The following is a 19714-nucleotide window of genomic DNA, read 5'->3' on the forward strand; positions in this document are numbered from 1 at the left end:
TTGTGGTGGTTGTCAATGCCGAATCCGTACTTGCAACCGCCGCAAATCGGTTGGGGTCAACAACAGTCTGGCTGTTGTGGGAGCGAGCCTGCTCGCGATGCTGGCGCTGCGGTTTGTCAGGAAAGTCGCAGTGATGCCATCGCGAGCAGGCTCGCTCCCACAAGTTGTTGGGGCTGGCGCTTACAACAACGACAGCGGATAGCTGATAAAGATGCGGTTTTCGTCAAACTCGTTAGCGCTGTAATCGCGACGGATACTAGCGTTACGCCAGCGCATGTTCAGGTCCTTGAATGTGCCGCTTTGCACGGTGTAGGCCAGTTCCGATTCGCGGCCCCATTCCTTGCCGTCCGTAATGGCGCCGGTGTGGATGTTATCGCCGCTGATATAGCGGTTCATCATCGTCAGGCCGGGTACGCCAAGCACTGCAAAATCCAGGTCGTGGCGCAGTTGCCAGGAGCGTTCCTTGGCGTTGTCGTAGCTGGAGTTGTAACTGTCGTTGGCCAATGTGCCGCCACTGGTGCCGTTGACGCGGAACCAGCCGTCGTCGCCGCTGACTTTCTGCAGGCCAACGTACAGGGTGTTGCCTTTGTATTTGGCCGACAGCAGGGCATAAGCGGTCTTGTTGTCCAGATCGCCAGCCAGTTTATTGCCGTCTTCCTTGCCCCAGAAATAACCGAGGTTAGCGCCCAGAGTCACATCGCCAATGGGCTGGCTGTGCAGGAGGTTAAGAAATTGCTGCTGATAAATGTCTTCCAGCTGGGCGTACCACACACCAACCTGAGTGCGCTTTTCGTTGAAGCTGTAATCACCGCCAGCAAAGTTGAATCGGTCCGAGGTAAAGGCGCCTTTACCGTTGAGCGACATGTCTTCCATGCTCGCATCGTTACGCGGGCTGTTGGCGCGGAACTGACCGCCGTAAAGGTTCAGGCCGGCGAATTCCTTGGAGGTGATCTGGCCGCCACGGAACGTTTGCGGCAGGGAGCGCCCGTCATCCGAGCGCAGGATTGGCAGCACCGGCATCCACTCGCCGATTTTAAGCTCCGTGTTGGAAATTTTGGCCTTGGCCGCGACGCCCAGGCGACCAAAATTATCGGCCGGTTCGCCATCGCTATGGATCGGCAGTAGTTGAGTACCGGCTGTGCCTTTGCCGCCGTCCAGTTTCTGAGAGTAGAGACCCAGTACATCCACTCCGAATCCGACCGTGCCCTGGGTAAAACCGGACTTGACGTCAAGAATGAAGTTTTGCGTCCACTCTTCGGCTTTGCTCTGCGGATAGGCAGGGTTGGTGAAATTGCGATTGATGTAGGCGTTGCGCAGGGTCAGGGTGGCTTTGGTGTCGTCCACAAAGCCCTCTGCCATACCCGTTAACGGCAAGGCCAGGCCCATGCTGCCGAGGCCGAGCAGCGCAAGGGATCGGGTATTTTTAGCGGTTATTGAGCGTGTGAGAAGCGAGAGGGCGCAGGTAGGTGACATCATCCGTAGAGCTCCTTGAACATTATTATTTTTGTTATCTGTTGTCATACAACTGGATGGATTTTTTACAGAGTGCGCACAGGGTTGTCAATGCTGCTTACGTCGTTTTCGTAGCCGTTGGTGCAGGTTGCGGGGTCTGGCTTGAGGGGGGATGGCACCGTGCTGCTTATCTCAGCCTGTGCCAACGGCTACACTGCGTCTATTCCAAGCATTCGCGGCTTACCGACATGGATGACACATGAACGAAACCAGTCTTCAACGCAAAACTCTTCTCCTGTTGCTGGCCTTGGTCACGATTGCCTTTATCTGGATTTTGCTGCCGTTTTACGGGGCGATTTTTTGGGCGGTGGCGCTGGGGATCTTGTTTGCACCCTTGCAGCGCAAGCTGCTGCTCAAGATGCGCGGACGCCGCAATCTGGCAACATTTACGACCTTGGGTGCGTGTACGGTGATCGCGATCATTCCGGTGGTCATCACCACAGCCTTGCTGGTGCAAGAAGTGGCCACCCTCTACAAGGACGTTGAGAGCGGCAAGATCAACGTCGCCAGTTACGTCATGCAGTTCAAGGACATCTTGCCGGCCACCGCGCAGGACTGGCTTGACCGTTTTGGCATGGGCAACATTGACGGGCTAAGTGAAAAAGTCTCCAAGGGTGCACTCGAAGGCAGCCAGTTTTTTGCCACTCAGGTTTTCAGCTTCGGTCAGAGCACTTTTGATCTGGTAGTGAGCTTTTTCATCATGTTGTACCTGCTGTACTTCTTTATTCGTGATGGTCAGCAGATGGTGCGCAACATTCGCAACGCAGTACCGCTGGCGGAACAGCAAAAACGCCTGTTGCAACTCAAGCTGCGCCGCGTGGTGCGGGCTTCGGTCAAAGGCAACCTGGCCGTGGCGATCACCCAGGGTGCACTGGGCGGCGTGATCTTCTGGGTGCTGGGCATCCACAGCGCGTTGTTTTGGGCGGTGCTGATGATGTTCCTGTCCTTGCTGCCTGCCATCGGCGCCGGGATCGTCTGGGCACCGGTAGCGGTTTACTTTGTGGTGACCGGTGCGGTTTGGGAAGGGGTGGTGCTGGCGCTGTACGGGGTCTTTGTGATCGGTATGGTGGACAACGTGCTGCGCCCGATCCTGGTGGGTAAAGACACCAAAATGCCAGACTTCCTGATCCTGATTTCGACCCTGGGCGGCATGGCAATCTTCGGCCTCAATGGCTTTGTGATCGGGCCGTTGATTGCCGCCTTGTTCCTGTCCAGCTGGGGATTGTTCAGCGGCACCCGCCGCAAGGTGCGGTTGCCAGCTGATATCCCGCCTGGCGATTAACGGAAGCTGTAGGAAACCCCGACGTAAACGCCCATGCCTTCACCCGGTGTGGAGCGCGCCGCATCCAGGCCTTTGTCGTCATAACCCGGAGTAATGGTTGCGGCATAGCGCTCACCGGTGAGGTTGCGCAGGTCGAGCCAGGTTTGCCAATCCTGCTTGGGGGAGTTGTAGCCCAGCGTTGCACCCCACAGCATGTAGGACGAGGCGTAGTACGAGTTTGCGTAATCCACCGCCATGCGCGAGGCCACCTGGGTGTTGACCCCGGCATAGAAGCCTTGTGGGTGGTCGTAACGGATCTCGGCCTGATAGTAGTGCTGCGGGATCCCGGGCAGTTTGTTGTCACCAAAACGCGAATCATCACGGTAATGGAAGTCGCTGAAGGTGTAGGCCTGGCGCATGGACACCTTGCCAGCGGCCTCGCCTTGCCACAGCAGGCTGTTTAGGCCGGCTTCGAAACCCTGGTGCACGGTTGGGCTGGCGTTTGACTCACCCACAATCGGCCCAAGGTTTTGTGTGGCTGCTTGCAATTCAACGGTCAACAGTTCATGGCGGATGGCCGAGTAATACCAGGCCAGATCCCATTGTCCGATCCATGATTCGCCGCGGGTGCCCAGTTCCAGAGTGGTGGCCGTCTGGTTTTTCAGGGCAATGGGTGTGCTTTGGCGTCCGGTGGCGGCACCGCTACCGACTGGAAACACAAACGGTGAACTCCAGATCATCGACCAGGGATGGGGTGGCTCGACCGAACGACTGAGGTTGCCGTACACCTGCAAGTTCGGGTTGAACTCATATCGCAGGCCGACACGGGGGGCGTAGTCCCAGTCATTTTGACTCACCTTGCCGCCGCTCTCGGGGTAGCTCACATCACTCTCGCGGCGGGTGTAGATCAGCGCCATGCCGGTGGTCAGCCATAGGTCGGGGATCAGCTCCAGATCGTTGCTGGCGTGCAGCACGGTGTCAGAACCCTGATAGCTGAAGTCGCGCATCTTGGTGCCGGGTGCGTAAGTCGCAGTGTTGCCCCGAGGGATACGTACATACTCCGAAGCACCACTGTTGGGCAAATGCTTGGTATTGCGCAGCCCTACGGTGGTTTTGCTTTCAAGTCCGAACAAGGTGTCGCGGCGCTTGTAGTTCAGCGTGCCGCTGACATCGGTGTAGGCAACTTTGAGGCGGTTGGGGCCTTCGCGCAGGTCCATGGGGTAGTCGTGATAGACCAGCCCCACTTCCAGTTGCGAATCGTCATCCAGATACATCGTGGTCTTGTTGCCCAGCCAGGTGCTGCCGGGTTGCGGGCGGGTGTAGTCACCGCTGACATAGGCCGGGTTGGCGGCGCGGGGATGATGCTTGATGCTGTCTTTGGTCACGCGCCCGGCCAGTTCGTTATCGGTTTCGCGATAGCGCAGATAGAAGCGGGTTTCCAGTTGCGGACTGAATCGATAACCGACGTTGGCGGCAATCCCTTTGCTGCTGCCCTGGGTGTGGTCCTGATAGCCATCGGTGTTGGAGTCGGTCAACGACACGTAGTAGTCCAGATCACCCAGCACCTGCCCGGAACTGATCTGACGTTTCTGATAGCCATAGCTGCCCGTTTCGTAGCGCACCTGCAAGGGCGCCGCGTCGTAGCCGGTATGGGTAACGTAGTTGATCGACCCGCCCAGGGCCAGTGAGCCGGTCTCGAAACCGTTGGCGCCGCGCAGCACTTCGGCGCGGCTTAGCCACAAGGGCTCGAACAACTCGTAAGGGGTGCCGCCGGGGCCCGTTAAGGGCAAGCCGTCGAACATCACATACAGGCCAGAACCGTGGGCGCTGGGCGCGCGGTTGATACCCGAGCCGCGCACCGAGACCTTGGCCCCGTCATTGCCCGCTGATTGTGCATAGACCCCCGGTTGATAGGCCAGCACATCGGCGTTGCTGGCAGTGCGGCCGTTTTCGACGCGACTCATGTCGATCAGGTTGCTGGCGCCGGGGATTTGCTCAAGCGCGGCCTTTGCGGCCTCAAGCTCACTGCTTTCTTCGCTGCGCACCTGAACCTCGCCCAGTTCCAGGGCACTGCCATAGGCGGGGGCGCTGCAGATCAACGCCAAGGGTAAAAGTGAAGAAAGAGCAGAGCGCATTAATGGAGCTTCCAGGTCGATGGGCGGGCGGCGCGCCAGCCTATACAAGCCGAGAATCACTCGCAACGTGCGGGCAGCATAAATTGAGTCGGAGCGGGCTTGCTCGCGATGCTACAAGCTCACGTTTTTTCGGGATTTTTCGCACAGGGTTGGCAATTGCTGGGGGCTTGGTGCGGGGCCTATAGTCGGTGCTCGCCGATAAGGCGACCGGGTTTGGCGACTTGGACAATATTTAGTTAGCATGTGGTTGTTATATATAGCGGGGCGTGTATTTTGCTCGCGTTGCTTTATGGCAGCTGTGCGTGGGAGATCTTTGGATCTGCCGGGTTTTCCTAAATGTTACCGGTTCGCCAACCCGCGCATAGCGGCCACCTTTTTTTGTTTGGCGACGAGAACGGTTGGCTCAAATTCGACATTTAGGAGTTTGATTAATGGCTAGTTCTTCGTTTATTCCTCTTACCGCTATCGACTGCACCATCCCCGCGTTATTGATCGATCGTAGCGCTCCCCTCGATGTGCTCCATGCCAACGCAGTCGCCCGCGTTCTGGCTGTAACTCAACTGATGGAATCGTTCTCCAGCCGCGAAATGCAGCAGGCCGATGCTGTTGATCTCAAGCATCTGGCCACTGTTGCCGCTCATTTACTGCGTGATGGTTGTGACCTGCTGGATGTGCTGGGTTGGCGGTTGCGGCCTGCTTGATCTTGTTTGTTTAACTGGCACGTTGAGTACATATCCGGCATCTAGGTCTAACTGGACTATTGGTTTCGCTCTTACAGCGAGTCCCTTTTAGAAGGACCCAAAAGGAACCAAAAGGTCCTCGCCCCAGCGTACGGCCTTCGCTTCGCTCAGGTTCCCTCATTCCGGTCACGCTCCGTGGGCCCGCCGTGACGGGCCATCCTTGGCCCAACACGGCTATCCCGGCATCCATGCCGGGATGCCCACTGCGCGGAACCTCCTCTCGGCCTCCCGAAGGGGCGGGCAGATCAAAAGCATTTCGCCCCGCGGCGGCCGACCGGCCGGCCTGTTTGGTGGCGGTTTGCGCACGATCCGTAGCAGCTGACGAGTAGAACGAGGCTGCGTTCGGCTGCGAAGCAGTCGTAAAATCGGCTTCCACGGTTAGTCAGGCATACCGGGTGCCCCGGTGTTACGACCGCTTCGCGATCGATCGTAGCCTCGTTCTACTCGTCAACTGCTACGACGCGGGGTAAGCGTGAGTCTGTAGCCGCTGACGAGCCGAGCGAGGCTGCGTTCGGTTTGGTGCGCCACTGCGACGCAGCAGTCGTAAAACCTTACACAGCGGTCGTTCAGGTAAATCCCGGGCTCAGGTTTTACGGTCGCATCGCAACCGGACGCAGCCTTCGTTCCTTCCAGACGCCGAAAAAGTCACCCAAAAGGCTTTCCATGTGCATCACCGCACGTCACGTCTGAGAAACTCATCCCGGGTCAAAGGGGCTTACGAGGTTGAGTTGTCCCAGAGAGGGCCTTTGGCCCAATGGTCAGTCGCTTCAGCGCTCAGGTAAGGCAGTACCTCCCGGGCCGTATCTTCGAATCGGGTAGTGCGGGTGCCTTTATTGTCATATCTGAACCAGTGGTCTCCTTCCATGGCCGCGCCCAACCGAATGCGTTTATTGGGATGCAGGTGCGTGGCGACCACTTTTGCCGCGGGGATCTGCTCGCCCCAATGCAGGGTGACTCCCTCAGTCGGACTGACAGCTACTTCAACGACGAAACCACCTCCATGTTTATCAAACTGAAACGTTAGCAGGTCGATTTGCTGTCCCGTGTTACGGCGAAAGTGTGGAAAAGATCCCTTAAACCCCATGCTGCGAAGCACCGGGACGACATGTTCTTTTAAGGCTGCATCAATTTTTTCGCGTTCCATGGCATGACTCCATTTGGCAGGCAGTTATTCGGTAGGACATGTGGAGGTGCCAGTCGAAGAGCATTGTCGTTGTTGGGGTGTGGCAGGTTTTTACTCAGCAGTTAAATACGGGCGCATAGCGTTCTTCACGTTTTTTAAAGTGAATGGGTGCCATGGGCACTTTTTCACCATTCACGTAGATATCCGGGAAGGTGAGGGTGAAGTCATCCATATCGCCCTTGCCCAGTGGCGTTCCCTTACGGCTGCTGCTGGTTTGTTCTCGCGGGTCAAAGCCGGTTTCCAATTGATCGATCCTGACCTGATAGGTTTCACCCGTCGCCAGGGTTACGCTCACCATGGGGGAGGCGGCACTGACCCACAGAGGCGGGTCGGTTTGTTTGTAAGCCGCTCGGCGTTGATCCGGTGTGTTCAGGTTGCGCAAGCGTGGAGGTATGTAGAGTCGGCCAAATAGTCGAAGCTCGGTATCAACTGAGCGCAGGTTACCCGGCCAGCTCGATGTGCCCGGCGGCGCTACATAGACCAGTACATGCACCCAATCGAGTTCTTCCGAGAGAGGGGCAAAGCTCATTGCTGCTTTCGGACCAGGGCAGGTGCGATCAAGCACGGCGTTTTTACCCGTTGCAGATTCGGGATACAGGTAGGGCCCGGTGCTGCATCCTGCGAGCAATGCCATGAGCGGATAGAGGAGGTATTTCTTCATTGGGGGGCCAACTCCATGTGCGGTATTGCCGACTATGTCATTTCTGCGATGGCTTCTCATCAGTTCTGTTTTTGGTTCTGCTGGCCACCCCGGGCCTTTCGACGGTGCGCACAGATCAAAAGCAATGCGCGTCGAGGCAGCCTGTTTTCGTGTTGACGACCCGTAGCCAGCGGTTACAAACCAAAAAAAACCCCGTGAAGGCCAGCCTTCACGGGGTTTTGGGTACAGCGCCCAGCGCTTAGCCAGCAAAGCTCAGCGAGGCGTGTTGCACCAGTTCCAGCATTGGCTGCGGGTAGACACCCAGGAAGAACACCATGACCGAAACCGCCAGCAGCATGACGCCACCGGCTTTTTGTTCCCAGTTCAGCGGAGCATCGTGGCGATGCAGTTTCGGCTCTACCAGGTACAGGGTCACCATCACTCGCAGGTAGTAGAACACGCCGATGGCGCTACCCAGGATCAGGGAACCGACCAGCCACCATTGGTGAGCTTCAACACCGGTGGCAATGATGTAGAACTTGCCGATAAAGCCAGCCGTCAGCGGGATACCCGCCAGCGACAGCATCATCACGGTCATCACGGCCGTCAGGTACGGACGACGCCAGAACAGGCCGCGGTACTCGTACAGTGCGTCGGCGTCACGGCCTTTGTAGGGCGAGGACATCAGGGTGATCACACCGAATGCACCCAGGCTGGTCAGCACGTAGGTGATCAGGTACACGCCGATGGCTTCCATGGCCATGCCCTTGCTCGCTACCAGGGCGATCAGCAGATAGCCAAAGTGAGCGATGGACGAGTAACCCAGCAGACGCTTGAGGTTGTTCTGGGTCAAGGCCAGCAAGTTACCGAACAGGATCGAGGCAATCGCGATCACGGTCAGTACATCGCTCATCACACCGGTGGTTGCCGAAGGTGTGATCTGGAACAGACGCACCATCACTGCAAACACGGCCACTTTGGACGCGGTAGCCAGGAACGCAGCAACCGGTGCCGGAGCACCTTCGTACACGTCCGGCGTCCAGAGGTGGAAAGGTACCAGCGACAGTTTGAACGCCAGACCCACCAGCATCATGCCCAGACCCAGCTGTGCCAGCGGCGCAGGTACGCCAGTGGCTGCCAGGGCCAGACCAATGCCGCTGAAGCTCAGGCTGCCCGCTTCGGCGTACAGCAAGGCCATGCCGAACAGCAGGAACGCGGAACCGGCGGCCGACAGCACCATGTACTTGATGCCGGCTTCCAGGGAGCGCTTGTTGAAGAAGGCGTACGCCACCAGGCCGTAAACCGGTACCGAGAGCAGCTCCAGACCAATAAACAAACCGGCCAGGTGTTGTGCGCTTACCAGAACGATACCGCCGGTCGCAGCCAGCAGCATCAGCAGGTAAAGCTCTTCTCGGTTGCCCGGGTAGCCCGTGCCGCCTTCGCCCAGATAGGCGTGAGCCAGGGTGACGCAGGCCAGGGTCGCGGCCAGGATCAGCCCGATGTACAGAAAGGCGAAGTTGTCCATCATCAACAGCGGGGTGACAGCCAGTGGAGCAACTTTCAACGCCGGGAAGATCGACAACAAAGCCAGGTTAAGACCCGCCACCGAAAGCAGGAAGGTCTGTGAGTGGTTGCGGCGCCACGCGATTGCCAGCATCACCACAACAACGGTGAGGCTGGTAATCAGCAGTGGAGCAAGCGCGATAAAGTGTTGGATCGTGAATTCCATAGCGCTCTTACCGGGCCGAAGCGAGTTGAGTGAAGGCGGTGCCGAGCCATTGCTGCACGCCATGCATGGTGGCAGCCGAGGTATCGAGGAACGGTTGTGGGTACACGCCGATGAAAATCAGCAATACCGCCAGACCGAGCACCATGATCAGTTCACGTGCATCCATGCCGGCCAGTACAGCGTCCGACTTGGATGGGCCGAAATAGGCACGGTGAATCATGATCAGCGAGTAGACCGAACCAAACACCAGACCGGTTGTTGCAATGGCCGTGATCCATGGGAAGCTGGCGAACGAGCCAATCAGGATCAGGAACTCACCCACAAAGTTACCGGTACCCGGCAAGCCCAGGGACGCCGCCGCGAAGAACAGGCTGATGGCTGGCAAGTAAGCGATCTTGGACCACAAACCACCCATCTCACGCATGTCACGGGTATGCAGACGCTCGTACAGTTGACCGCTGAGGATAAACAGCGCGGCAGCCGAAACACCGTGGGCCAGCATCTGGATCACGGCGCCTTGCAGGGCTAGCTGGCTGCCGGAGTAAATACCGATCAGTACGAAGCCCATGTGCGAAACGCTGGAGAACGCAATCAGACGCTTGATGTCGGTTTGTGCGAAGGCCAGGAAAGCACCGTAGAAAATCCCGATCAGGCCCAGGGCCATGGCAATCGGCGCAAACTCGGCCGAGGCATTCGGGAACAGCGGCAAGGCGAAACGCAGCAGACCATACGCAGCAGTCTTCAACAGGATACCGGCCAGATCGACCGAACCTGCTGTTGGCGCCTGTGCGTGAGCATCCGGCAGCCAAGAGTGGAACGGTACCACCGGCAGCTTCACGGCAAACGCGATGAAGAAGCCCAGCATCAGGATGTACTCAGTGGTGAGCGACATCTTGGTTTTCAGCAACTCGGCGTAGCTGAAGGTAATCACGCCGGTGGTGTTGAAGTTGACCAGCACCAGACCCAGGATCGCCACCAGCATGATCAGGCCGGAAGCCTGAGTGAAGATGAAGAACTTGGTGGCGGCGTAGATACGGGTTTTCTTGCCGTCCGATGAGCTGTGACCCCAGAGCGCGATGAGGAAGTACATCGGCACCAGCATCATTTCCCAGAAGAAGAAGAACATGAACAGGTCGATGGCCAGGAACACGCCAACCACGCCGCCCAGGATCCACATCAGGTTCAGGTGGAAGAAGCCCACGTGACGCTGAATTTCTTTCCAGGAACACAGAACCGACAGCACACCGAGCAAGCCGGTCAGCAGGATCATCAGCAGCGACAGGCCGTCCAGCGCCAGGTGTACGCTGATACCGAAGCGTGCGATCCAGGTGTGCTGGAACTCAAGGGCCCAGGTCGGGTCGGCGCCAGGCGCCGGTGCAAATGAGTAGTTCCCCTGGGACCACAGCCAAAGGCCGAGGGCAAGCTCAAGGGACATGGTCAGCAATGCAATCCAGCGGGGCAGGGTGGAGCCGAAACGCTCACCCAGCCAGCACAGGAGGCCGCCGATAAAGGGGATCAGGATTAGCCAAGGCAGAATCATGACGGGCTCAATTCCTTTCGCAAAGTCGAAGGTTCATATCAGACCGCTACCAACACGATGGCGCCCATGACCAGTACAGCACCGGCGGCCATGGATGCAGCGTACCAACGCAGTTGACCGGTTTCGCTGCGGCTGAGGGCGTTATGCCCGGCCTTGGCCATCTTCGGGATCAAACCAATGGTCTGGTCCAGAGGATCTTTGGCCAGCAAGCGGCAGATCAACAGGTACGGTTTGACGAACAGTTTGTCGTACAGCCAGTCGAAGCCCCAGGCAGCGAACCACCAGGCCGACAGGAAGCGACCGATGCCGCTGTTGGCGACGGCGGTTACAAAGCGACGCTTGCCCAGGTACAGCAGGGCGGCGAGCAGGATACCGGCCAGGGCGATGGCACCCGAGGCGATTTCCAGGCTGTGCTTGGCTTCACCGCCAGCATGGCCAACGCTTTGTGGCAGTACACCGGCCAGTGGCGGGGTGATCATTGCGCCGATAAACGTCGACAGTACGATCAGCACGCTCAACGGCAGCCAGTAGGTAACGCCGTGGCCCGCGTGGGCTTCAGTCTTGGCTTCGCCGTGGAACGTGACGAAGATCAGGCGGAAGGTGTACAGCGAGGTCATGAACGCACCGACCAGACCGGCATACAGCAGTTCGTTGTTACCGCTGGCGAAGGCTTCCCAAAGAATTTCGTCCTTGGAGTAGAAACCGGCCGTCAGCAATGGCAAGGCAGACAGCGCCGCGCCACCGACGATAAAGCTGGCGTAGGCCAATGGCAGTTTTTTCCACAGGCCGCCCATCTTGAAGATGTTCTGCTCGTGGTGGCAGGCAACGATCACCGCACCCGATGCAAGGAACAACAGCGCCTTGAAGAAGGCGTGGGTCATCAGGTGGAAGATCGCGCCGTCCCAGGCACCTACGCCCAATGCCAGGAACATGTAGCCGATCTGGCTCATGGTCGAGTAGGCAAGGATACGTTTGATGTCGGTTTGTACCAGTGCCGCGAAACCGGCCAGCACCAGGGTCACACCGCCGACAATGCCGACCAGGTGCAGCACGTCCGGCGCCAGAGTGAACAGGCCATGGGTACGTGCAATCAGGTAGACACCGGCGGTAACCATGGTTGCGGCGTGGATCAGTGCCGACACCGGGGTAGGACCGGCCATCGCGTCTGCCAGCCAAGTTTGCAGCGGCAGTTGCGCAGATTTACCGACAGCGCCGCCCAGCAGCATCAGGGTTGCCAGCACGATCCAGAAATCACCGGCCTGGAACTTCTGAGGTGCCAGAACCAGCAGTTCCTGAATATTCAGCGTGCCCAGTTGCTGGAACAGGATGAACAGGCCGATGGCCAGGAACACGTCGCCGATGCGGGTCACGATAAAGGCTTTGAGTGCGGCGTTACCGTTGTTGCGGTTGCTGTAGTAGAAACCGATCAACAGGTACGAGCACAGGCCTACGCCTTCCCAGCCGAAGTACACGAACAGCAGGTTATCGGCCAGGATCAGGAACAGCATGCTGGCGATAAACAGGTTGGTGTAGGCAAAGAAACGCGAATAGCCGTTTTCACCGCGCATGTACCACGAGGCGAAGACGTGGATCAGGAAGCCAACACCAACCACCACACCGAGCATGGTGACCGACAGGCCGTCCAGATGCAGGGCGAAATTAGGCTTGAAGCCTTCCACCGACATCCACTGCCACAGCACTTGCGTGTACTCACCACCTGGCGGCGGTGCGACGTTGAATTGCCAGATCACATACGCGGCCACGATGGCCGAGAGGCCAATGGAGCCAACGCCAATCACGGCCGAGAGGTTTTCGCTGAAGCGTCCACGGGAGAACGACAGCAGCAAAAAGCCGATCAGGGGGAATACGAAAGTCAGAAAGAGAAGGTTCATCCGCGCATCTCACTGGCAGCATCGATATCAAGCGTATGGAAGCGGCGATACAGCTGCAGCAGGATCGCCAGGCCAATACTGGCCTCAGCGGCTGCCAGGGTGATCACCAGGATGAACATGACTTGTCCATCCGGCTGCGCCCAGCGTGCACCGGCAACGATGAAGGCCAGTGCAGCGGCGTTCATCATGATTTCCAGACTCATCAATACGAAGAGAATGTTGCGACGTACCATCAGGCCAACCAGACCGAGGCAGAACAGGATGCCCGCTACCGCGAGACCATGTTCGAGAGGTATTCCTGGCATGTTATTGCTCCTTCGCCTCAGTGCGGCCCAAGTGGAACGCCGTCACCGCTGCAGCAAGCAGCAGCATCGAGGCGAGTTCGACCACCAGCAGGTACGGGCCGAACAGGCTGATGCCCACGGCTTTTGCATCAATGGTGGTTTGGCCGATTGCCGCACCGCTCTGGTGAGCGAACAGCACGTACAGCAATTGGGCCAGCAGGATGGCCGACAAAATGCTCGGCCCGATCCAGATGCCCGGTTTGAGCCAGTGACGTTCTTGCGTGACCGAGGCAGGGCCCTGGTTGAGCATCATCACCACGAACACAAACAGCACCATGATGGCACCGGCGTAAGCGATCACTTCGAGCACACCGGCAAAGGGTGCGCCCAGGCTAAAGAACGTCATCGCTACGGCAATCAGCGAAATAATCAGGTAGAGCAGGGCGTGCACAGGGTTGGTGTTGGTGATCACGCGTAGCGTGGACACGACAGCGACACCCGATGCGAAATAGAAAGCGAATTCCATCGTTCTTCCTTAAGGCAGCAAGCTCTTCACGTTGATCGGCTCGGCTTCGTTCTGGGCAGCGCCTTTCGGCTTGCCTTCAACGGCCATACCCGCAACACGATAGAAGTTGTAATCAGGGTTCTTGCCGGGACCGGAGATCAGCAGATCTTCTTTCTCGTACACCAGATCCTGACGTTTGAACTCGGCCATCTCGAAATCCGGTGTCAGCTGGATCGCGGTGGTCGGGCAGGCTTCCTCACACAGACCGCAAAAAATGCAGCGTGAGAAGTTGATGCGGAAGAACTCCGGGTACCAGCGACCATCTTCGGTTTCGGCTTTTTGCAGCGAGATGCAGCCTACCGGGCACGCTACGGCGCACAGGTTACAGGCTACACAACGCTCTTCGCCGTCCGGGTCGCGGGTCAGGACAATCCGGCCACGGTAGCGTGGTGGCAGGTAGACCGGTTCTTCCGGGTATTGCAGCGTGTCACGCTTGCGGAAGGCATGGCCAAACACCATCACCAAGCTGCGAAGCTGGGTGTAGGTGCCATGCACGATGTCAAACAGGTACTTGAACATGGGTCTCTATCCTCACTGAACCGCGCCGGCGGGCGTGTTCAACAACACGACTGCGGCGGTCACCAGCAAATTGATCAGGGTCAGCGGCAGGCAGAACTTCCAGCTGAAGTCCATCACTTGGTCATACCGTGGGCGCGGAATAGAAGCGCGTAGCAGGATGAAGATCATGATGAAAAACGCGGTCTTCAGGGCGAACCAGATAAACGGAATCTGCGGCAGGATGCCGAAAGGCCCGTGCCAGCCACCGAAGAACAAAGTCACCAGCAACGCCGAGATCAACACGATCCCGATGTACTCACCAACGAAGAACATGCCCCACTTCATGCCGGCGTATTCAATGTGGTAACCATCGGCCAGTTCCTGTTCTGCTTCTGGCTGGTCGAAGGGGTGACGGTGAGTCACGGCTACGCCTGCGATGAAGAAGGTCAGGAAACCGAAGATTTGCGGAATGATGAACCACAGGTTCTGCGCCTGGTATTCCACGATGTCGCGCATGTTGAACGAGCCAACCTGCACCACGATGCCCATCAGCGCCAGGCCCATGAACACTTCGTAGGAAACCGTCTGTGCCGAGGCACGCAAGGCACCCAGCAGCGCGAACTTGTTGTTGCTCGACCAGCCTGCAAACAACACCGCATAGACCGACAGACCGGCCATGGCGAAGAAGAACAGGATGCCGACGTTCAGATCCGCCACGCCCCAGGTCGGGGTGATCGGGATAATCGCGAAGGCGATCAGCAAGGCGCTCATGGCCACAACCGGTGCCAGGGTGAAGATCACCTTGTCGGCAAACGGTGGGGTCCAGTCTTCCTTGAAGAACATCTTGATCATGTCGGCTGCGATCTGGAACGCGCCAAACGGGCCAACGCGGTTCGGACCGTAACGGTCTTGCCACAAGGCCAGCAGGCGACGTTCTACCCAACTGAGCAGCGCGCCGCAAACGACTACGGCGAGCAGGATCACCACGGCTTTGAGCACCGAGATAATCACGTCGATCACTTCAGGTGTGAACCAGGTCATTGGGCTGCCTCCTGCAAACCGTCAACGGTAAGGCCAAAGATCGCTGGCGGGATACCGGCAAGCCCTGCAGGCAATGCCACCAGACCTGAACCCAGCTCTTCATTGATACGCAGCGGCAGACGCAGGGTCACGCCGGCAACGTTGAGGCTGAGCAGGGCACCTTCATTGACACCCAGACGATCGGCTTCGGATTTGGCCAGTGCGATGTAAGCAGCCGGAATGCGCTCTTGAACCGGTGCGGCTTTCGAAGAGTTCTCTTCGCTGCCCAACAGGTGGAAGAACGGCACCACTTGCCAGGTACCGCGTGCCGGGTTGAATGCGCCCGGAATGTTGGCAAACCAGCTCAGCGAATCACCTTCGCTTTCGATCAGGCGGGTGCCCGGGTCGCCAGCACGGATATGACCACCGACTTCGTCCTGGAACTTGTTCCACGCTTGTGGCGAGTTCCAGCCCGGCGACCAGGCGAACGGCACTTGTTGGCGCGGTTCGACGGAGCCCGAGTAACCTTCCATGGAGAAGGCGAACGCGGTGTCCGGGTCTTGTGGGGTGCGCGGTTCGTGCACGCTGATGTTGGCGCGCATGGCGGTACGGCCGCTGTAACGCAGCGGTTCACGAGCCAGCTTCATGCCTTTGATGCGGAACGCAGCAGACGGCGCGGCATCAATGATGCGGGCCAGTGCAGGTGTGCTTGCAGCCGTGGCTTGCGTGACGTGGTCGAGCAAGGTCCAGTCAACCGGCTTGTTCAGCAGGGTACTGCGCAGTGCGTGCAACCAGCGCCAGCCTTCGTGAACCAGAATGCTGGCGTCCAGGTAAGTCGGGTCGAACACCTGGAAGAAGCGTTGGGCGCGGCCTTCCTGGCTGACCAGTGTACCGTCGCCTTCTGCGAAGCTTGCGGCCGGCAGTACCAGATCGGCACGGTCGGTGGTCGCAGTCTTCTGGTGGTCGGCAACGATCACCACTTTGGCAGCGTCCAGCGCAGCGTTGACCTTGACCGCGTCAACACGGGTGAACAGGTCGTTTTCCATTACCACGATGGCGTCGGCTTTACCGTCGATCACGGCTTGCAAGGCTGCGTCTACCGAGTCGCCGCCCAGCATGGCCAGGCCAAGGCTGTTGGCTTCCGGCACGATGAGGCTGATGGAACCGGCCTTCTCGCGCAGGTGCAGGGCTTTGGCGATGTTGCCTGCGGCTTCGATCAGGGCTTTGGAGCCCAGGGAAGTACCGGCAATGATCAGTGGACGTTTGGCGGCGAGCAGAGCGTTGGCAATGCGTTGCGCCAGTTCCAGGGCTTCAGCATCCAGACCGGCAACGGCTGGGGCGCTGGCGTCGATGGCATGGGCTACTGCAAAACCGATGCGGGCCAGATCGTCCGGTGCTGCATGGACGCATTCCTCAGCCACGTCATCGAGCTTGGTTTCAGCCAGGCTTGCGATAAACAACGGGTTCAGCGCGTGCTGGCCGATGTTTTTCACGGCGGCATCGAGCCATGGCTGAACGCGCATGGCGTCGGCCATTTCTTCAGCCTTGCCCTTGACCGATTGACGCAACGACAGCGCCATACGGGCTGCAGTCTGGGTCAGGTCTTCGCCGAGGACGAAAATGGCGTCGTGATCTTCGATCTCGCGCATGTTCGGCACTGGCAGCGGGCTGTCTTTCAGTACTTGCAGCACCAGACGGATGCGGTCCAGCTCACCGGCTTCGATGCCTGAGTAGAAGTGCTCGGCGCCGACCAGTTCGCGCAACGCGTAGTTGCTTTCGAGGCTGGCGCGGGGCGAACCGATACCGACGATGTTGCGACCGCGCAGCAGGTCAGCGGCTTTGTCCAGTGCGGCGTCCAGGCTCAGCTTGGTGCCGTCGGCCAGCAGTGGCTGGCGTGGACGATCGGTGCGGTTGACGTAGCCATAGCCGAAACGGCCACGGTCACACAGGAAGTACTGGTTGACCGAACCGTTGAAGCGGTTTTCGATGCGACGCAGTTCGCCATAGCGTTCGCCCGGGCTGATGTTACAGCCGCTGGAGCAACCGTGGCAGATGCTTGGGGCAAACTGCATGTCCCACTTGCGGTTGTAGCGCTCGGAGTGGGTTTTGTCGGTAAACACACCGGTCGGGCAGACTTCGGTGAGGTTGCCCGAGAACTCGCTTTCGAGCACGCCGTCTTCAACGCGACCGAAGTACACATTGTCGTGGGCGCCGAAAACGCCGAGGTCAGTACCACCCGCGTAGTCTTTATAGAAGCGTACGCAGCGATAGCAGGCGATGCAGCGGTTCATTTCGTGGGAAATGAACGGGCCCAGTTGCTGGTTCTGGTGGGTACGCTTGGTGAAGCGATAACGGCGCTCGTTGTGACCGGTCATCACGGTCATGTCTTGCAGGTGGCAGTGACCGCCTTCTTCGCACACAGGGCAGTCGTGCGGGTGGTTGGTCATCAACCATTCAACGACGCTCGCGCGAAACACTTTCGCTTCTTCGTCGTCGATGGAGATCCAGCTACCGTCGGTGGCCGGTGTCATGCACGACATGACGATACGACCACGCTTGTCGTTCTCGTCGGTGTACTGCTTGACGGCGCATTGGCGGCAAGCGCCAACACTGCCCAGGGCAGGGTGCCAGCAGAAATACGGGATATCGAGACCTAGCGACAGACACGCCTGTAACAGGTTGTCTGCCCCATCGACTTCGAGATCTTTGCCGTCTACGTGGATAGTGGCCATTGTTCAAAGGTCTTCGTTGGCCCGGTGTCAGCGGGCGTGGCTAATGGAATCTTGTTATGCGTTCGAAACAACTCAGCCTCACGGCGTTATCGAACGATCAGAGAGCGGCACGGACCGCTCTCCTACAGAGCGTTACGCGCCGATTACAATCGGGCGTGCCAGAGGTGGAACCCCGGGTTTTGCTTGCGCAATACCGGCTTCGAACTCTGGACGGAAATACTTGATCGCGCTGCCCAATGGCTCCACGGCACCCGGTGCGTGAGCACAGAACGTCTTGCCAGGGCCGAGGAAACCGACCAGACCCAGCAGGGTCTCGATATCGCCGGGCTGACCTTCGCCGTGTTCAATCGCCATCAGGAGCTTGACGCTCCACGGCAGACCATCACGGCAAGGGGTGCAGAAACCGCACGATTCGCGAGCGAAGAACTGTTCCATGTTGCGCAGCAGAGACACCATGTTGACGCTGTCGTCGACGGCCATGGCCAGGCCGGTACCCATACGGGTGCCGACCTTGGCGATACCACCGGCGTACATTTGTGCATCCAGATGCTCTGGCAGCAGGAAGCCCGTACCGGCGCCGCCTGGTTGCCAGCACTTGAGCTTGAAGCCGTCGCGCATGCCGCCAGCGTAGTCTTCGAACAGCTCGCGAGCGGTCACGCCGAACGGCAGTTCCCACAGGCCAGGGTTCTTCACTTTGCCGGAGAAGCCCATGAGCTTGGTGCCCATGTCTTCGCTGCCTTCGCGAGCGATGGATTTGTACCAGTCAACGCCGTTGCCGATGATGGCCGGAACGTTGCACAGGGTTTCAACGTTGTTCACGCAGGTCGGCTTGCCCCATACGCCCACAGCGGCCGGGAATGGCGGCTTGGAACGTGGGTTGGCGCGACGGCCTTCGAGGGAGTTGATCAGTGCGGTTTCTTCACCGCAGATGTAACGCCCGGCGCCGGTGTGAACGAACAGTTCGAAGTCAAACCCCGAGCCCAGGATGTTCTTGCCCAGCAGGCCTGCTGCCTTGGCTTCTTCAACAGCACGGCGCAGGTGCACTGCAGCCGTGGTGTATTCGCCACGCAGGAAGATATAGCCGCGGTAGGTTTTCAGTGCACGGGCACTGATCAGCATGCCTTCGATGAGCAGATGGGGCAGTTGCTCCATCAGCATGCGGTCTTTCCAGGTGTTGGGTTCCATTTCATCGGCGTTACACAGCAGGTAACGGATGTTCATGGACTCGTCTTTAGGCATCAGCCCCCACTTCACGCCCGTGGGGAAGCCCGCACCGCCGCGACCCTTGAGGCCGGCGTCTTTCACGGTCTGGACGATATCGTCCGTCGCCATGTCAGCGAAAGCCTTGCGCGCAGCGGCGTAACCGTCCTTGGCCTGGTACTCGTCCAGCCATACCGGCTCGCCGTCGTCACGCAGACGCCAGGTCAGGGGGTGGGTTTCTGCCGAACGCTTGATCAGGTTGGCAGGGCCGAAAGAAGTCAGGGTCATGGGTAGGCCTCCAACAACGTGGCGACGCCAGCAGGCTGCACGTCACCGAATGTGTCGTCGTCGATCATCAACGCCGGCGCCTTGTCGCAGTTGCCCAGGCAGCACACCGGCAGCAGCGTGAAGCGGCCGTCAGCAGTGGTCTGGCCCAGGCCGATGCCCAGCTTGTTCTGGATTTCACCAACCACCGATTCGTGGCCGCCGATGTAGCAGACCATGCTGTCGCACACGCGGATGATGTGACGGCCAACGGGCTGGCGGAAGATCTGGCTGTAGAACGTGGCCACACCTTCAACGTCGCTGGCAGGGATGCCCAGCAGTTCGCCGATGGCGTAAATCGCGCCGTCTGGCACCCAGCCGCGTTCCTTCTGAACGATCTTCAGGGCTTCGATCGACGCTGCGCGTGGATCTTCGTAGTGATGCATCTCGTGCTCGATGGCCGAGCGCTCGGTTTCGCTCAGGGCGAAACGGTCTGTCTGGATAAGCGTGCTGTTCATG

General features: G+C 58.8%; 16 protein-coding genes. 2 read left to right on the forward strand and 14 right to left on the reverse strand.

The window, feature by feature from the left end; all coding sequences use genetic code 11:
* Window positions 1–180 precede the first annotated feature (180 nt).
* Window positions 181–1476, reverse strand: coding sequence for an OprD family porin (locus RGV06_RS22660; RefSeq protein ID WP_082136475.1), 1296 nt, complete (start codon window positions 1474–1476; stop codon window positions 181–183).
* A 235-nt stretch (window positions 1477–1711) separates the two neighbouring features.
* On the opposite strand from RGV06_RS22660, the gene RGV06_RS22665 reads away from it, so the two are divergent.
* The gene (locus tag RGV06_RS22665; RefSeq protein WP_046808673.1) at window positions 1712–2794 is read left to right on the forward strand and encodes an AI-2E family transporter; all 1083 of its coding nucleotides are present in this window, start codon (window positions 1712–1714) and stop codon (window positions 2792–2794) included.
* Here RGV06_RS22665 and RGV06_RS22670 read toward each other — a convergent pair.
* Complete coding sequence (locus RGV06_RS22670; protein WP_046808674.1) at window positions 2791–4908, reverse strand: TonB-dependent receptor family protein; 2118 nt, start codon at window positions 4906–4908, stop codon at window positions 2791–2793. The genes RGV06_RS22665 and RGV06_RS22670 overlap by 4 nt on opposite strands.
* A 431-nt stretch (window positions 4909–5339) precedes the next feature.
* Here RGV06_RS22670 and RGV06_RS22675 point away from each other — a divergent pair, with 431 nt between their 5' ends.
* The gene (locus RGV06_RS22675) at window positions 5340–5609 is read left to right on the forward strand and encodes a hypothetical protein (RefSeq protein ID WP_048350832.1); all 270 of its coding nucleotides are present in this window, start codon (window positions 5340–5342) and stop codon (window positions 5607–5609) included.
* Window positions 5610–6363: 754 nt separating this feature from the next.
* On the opposite strand, the gene RGV06_RS22680 is transcribed toward RGV06_RS22675, so the two are convergent.
* The 12 genes from RGV06_RS22680 to nuoE form a co-directional block, all read right to left on the reverse strand.
* A complete protein-coding gene (locus RGV06_RS22680; protein ID WP_322151481.1) occupies window positions 6364–6792 on the reverse strand; it encodes a DUF4304 domain-containing protein in 429 nt (142 codons plus the stop codon).
* Between the two features lie 94 nt (window positions 6793–6886).
* Window positions 6887–7492 carry a hypothetical protein gene (locus tag RGV06_RS22685; protein WP_322151483.1) on the reverse strand — a complete coding sequence of 202 codons (606 nt, stop codon included), beginning with the start codon at window positions 7490–7492 and terminating at the stop codon, window positions 6887–6889.
* A gap of 238 nt (window positions 7493–7730) precedes the next feature.
* Window positions 7731–9200 (reverse strand): NADH-quinone oxidoreductase subunit NuoN, encoded by a 1470-nt coding sequence (nuoN, locus tag RGV06_RS22690; RefSeq protein ID WP_019828524.1) that lies wholly within the window; start codon window positions 9198–9200, stop codon window positions 7731–7733.
* Between the two features lie 7 nt (window positions 9201–9207).
* Window positions 9208–10740 (reverse strand): NADH-quinone oxidoreductase subunit M, encoded by a 1533-nt coding sequence (gene nuoM, locus RGV06_RS22695; protein ID WP_019828523.1) that lies wholly within the window; start codon window positions 10738–10740, stop codon window positions 9208–9210.
* A 38-nt stretch (window positions 10741–10778) separates the two neighbouring features.
* Window positions 10779–12632, reverse strand: a complete 1854-nt coding sequence (gene nuoL, locus RGV06_RS22700) for an NADH-quinone oxidoreductase subunit L (RefSeq protein WP_019828521.1) — start codon at window positions 12630–12632, stop codon at window positions 10779–10781.
* The gene (gene nuoK / locus RGV06_RS22705) at window positions 12629–12937 is read right to left on the reverse strand and encodes an NADH-quinone oxidoreductase subunit NuoK (RefSeq protein ID WP_019412103.1); all 309 of its coding nucleotides are present in this window, start codon (window positions 12935–12937) and stop codon (window positions 12629–12631) included. Before nuoK ends, nuoL begins: the two co-directional genes overlap by 4 nt.
* A gap of 1 nt (window position 12938) precedes the next feature.
* Window positions 12939–13442 (reverse strand): NADH-quinone oxidoreductase subunit J, encoded by a 504-nt coding sequence (gene nuoJ, locus RGV06_RS22710; protein WP_019828520.1) that lies wholly within the window; start codon window positions 13440–13442, stop codon window positions 12939–12941.
* Window positions 13443–13451: 9 nt separating this feature from the next.
* Window positions 13452–14000 (reverse strand): NADH-quinone oxidoreductase subunit NuoI, encoded by a 549-nt coding sequence (nuoI, locus tag RGV06_RS22715; RefSeq protein WP_016780194.1) that lies wholly within the window; start codon window positions 13998–14000, stop codon window positions 13452–13454.
* A gap of 12 nt (window positions 14001–14012) precedes the next feature.
* Entirely contained in the window at window positions 14013–15020 is a 1008-nt protein-coding gene (gene nuoH, locus RGV06_RS22720; RefSeq protein WP_019828518.1) for an NADH-quinone oxidoreductase subunit NuoH, read from the reverse strand.
* The gene (gene nuoG, locus RGV06_RS22725) at window positions 15017–17731 is read right to left on the reverse strand and encodes an NADH-quinone oxidoreductase subunit NuoG (protein WP_322151487.1); all 2715 of its coding nucleotides are present in this window, start codon (window positions 17729–17731) and stop codon (window positions 15017–15019) included. The genes nuoH and nuoG overlap by 4 nt, the downstream gene beginning before the upstream one ends.
* 132 nt (window positions 17732–17863) lie before the next feature.
* Window positions 17864–19219 carry an NADH-quinone oxidoreductase subunit NuoF gene (gene nuoF, locus RGV06_RS22730; RefSeq protein WP_019828516.1) on the reverse strand — a complete coding sequence of 452 codons (1356 nt, stop codon included), beginning with the start codon at window positions 19217–19219 and terminating at the stop codon, window positions 17864–17866.
* The gene (gene nuoE, locus RGV06_RS22735) at window positions 19216–19713 is read right to left on the reverse strand and encodes an NADH-quinone oxidoreductase subunit NuoE (RefSeq protein WP_016780198.1); all 498 of its coding nucleotides are present in this window, start codon (window positions 19711–19713) and stop codon (window positions 19216–19218) included. Before nuoE ends, nuoF begins: the two co-directional genes overlap by 4 nt.
* Window position 19714: the final 1 nt, after the last annotated feature.

Origin of the sequence: Pseudomonas sp. CCI3.1, from assembly GCF_034313985.1 — a bacterium.
Taxonomy (GTDB): Bacteria; Pseudomonadota; Gammaproteobacteria; order Pseudomonadales; family Pseudomonadaceae; genus Aquipseudomonas; species Aquipseudomonas psychrophila.

Coding starts and splice junctions, on each gene's coding strand:
- RGV06_RS22685 (WP_322151483.1), bottom strand. CDS start 7,492: ATGAAGAAATACCTCCTCTATCCGCTCATGGCATTGCTCGCAGGATGC.
- nuoE (WP_016780198.1), bottom strand. CDS start 19,713: ATGAACAGCACGCTTATCCAGACAGACCGTTTCGCCCTGAGCGAAACC.
- RGV06_RS22680 (WP_322151481.1), bottom strand. CDS start 6,792: ATGGAACGCGAAAAAATTGATGCAGCCTTAAAAGAACATGTCGTCCCG.
- nuoL (WP_019828521.1), bottom strand. CDS start 12,632: ATGAACCTTCTCTTTCTGACTTTCGTATTCCCCCTGATCGGCTTTTTG.
- nuoF (WP_019828516.1), bottom strand. CDS start 19,219: ATGACCCTGACTTCTTTCGGCCCTGCCAACCTGATCAAGCGTTCGGCA.
- nuoJ (WP_019828520.1), bottom strand. CDS start 13,442: ATGGAATTCGCTTTCTATTTCGCATCGGGTGTCGCTGTCGTGTCCACG.
- RGV06_RS22675 (WP_048350832.1), top strand. CDS start 5,340: ATGGCTAGTTCTTCGTTTATTCCTCTTACCGCTATCGACTGCACCATC.
- nuoM (WP_019828523.1), bottom strand. CDS start 10,740: ATGATTCTGCCTTGGCTAATCCTGATCCCCTTTATCGGCGGCCTCCTG.
- nuoH (WP_019828518.1), bottom strand. CDS start 15,020: ATGACCTGGTTCACACCTGAAGTGATCGACGTGATTATCTCGGTGCTC.
- nuoK (WP_019412103.1), bottom strand. CDS start 12,937: ATGCCAGGAATACCTCTCGAACATGGTCTCGCGGTAGCGGGCATCCTG.
- RGV06_RS22665 (WP_046808673.1), top strand. CDS start 1,712: ATGAACGAAACCAGTCTTCAACGCAAAACTCTTCTCCTGTTGCTGGCC.
- RGV06_RS22660 (WP_082136475.1), bottom strand. CDS start 1,476: ATGATGTCACCTACCTGCGCCCTCTCGCTTCTCACACGCTCAATAACC.
- nuoN (WP_019828524.1), bottom strand. CDS start 9,200: ATGGAATTCACGATCCAACACTTTATCGCGCTTGCTCCACTGCTGATT.
- nuoG (WP_322151487.1), bottom strand. CDS start 17,731: ATGGCCACTATCCACGTAGACGGCAAAGATCTCGAAGTCGATGGGGCA.
- RGV06_RS22670 (WP_046808674.1), bottom strand. CDS start 4,908: ATGCGCTCTGCTCTTTCTTCACTTTTACCCTTGGCGTTGATCTGCAGC.
- nuoI (WP_016780194.1), bottom strand. CDS start 14,000: ATGTTCAAGTACCTGTTTGACATCGTGCATGGCACCTACACCCAGCTT.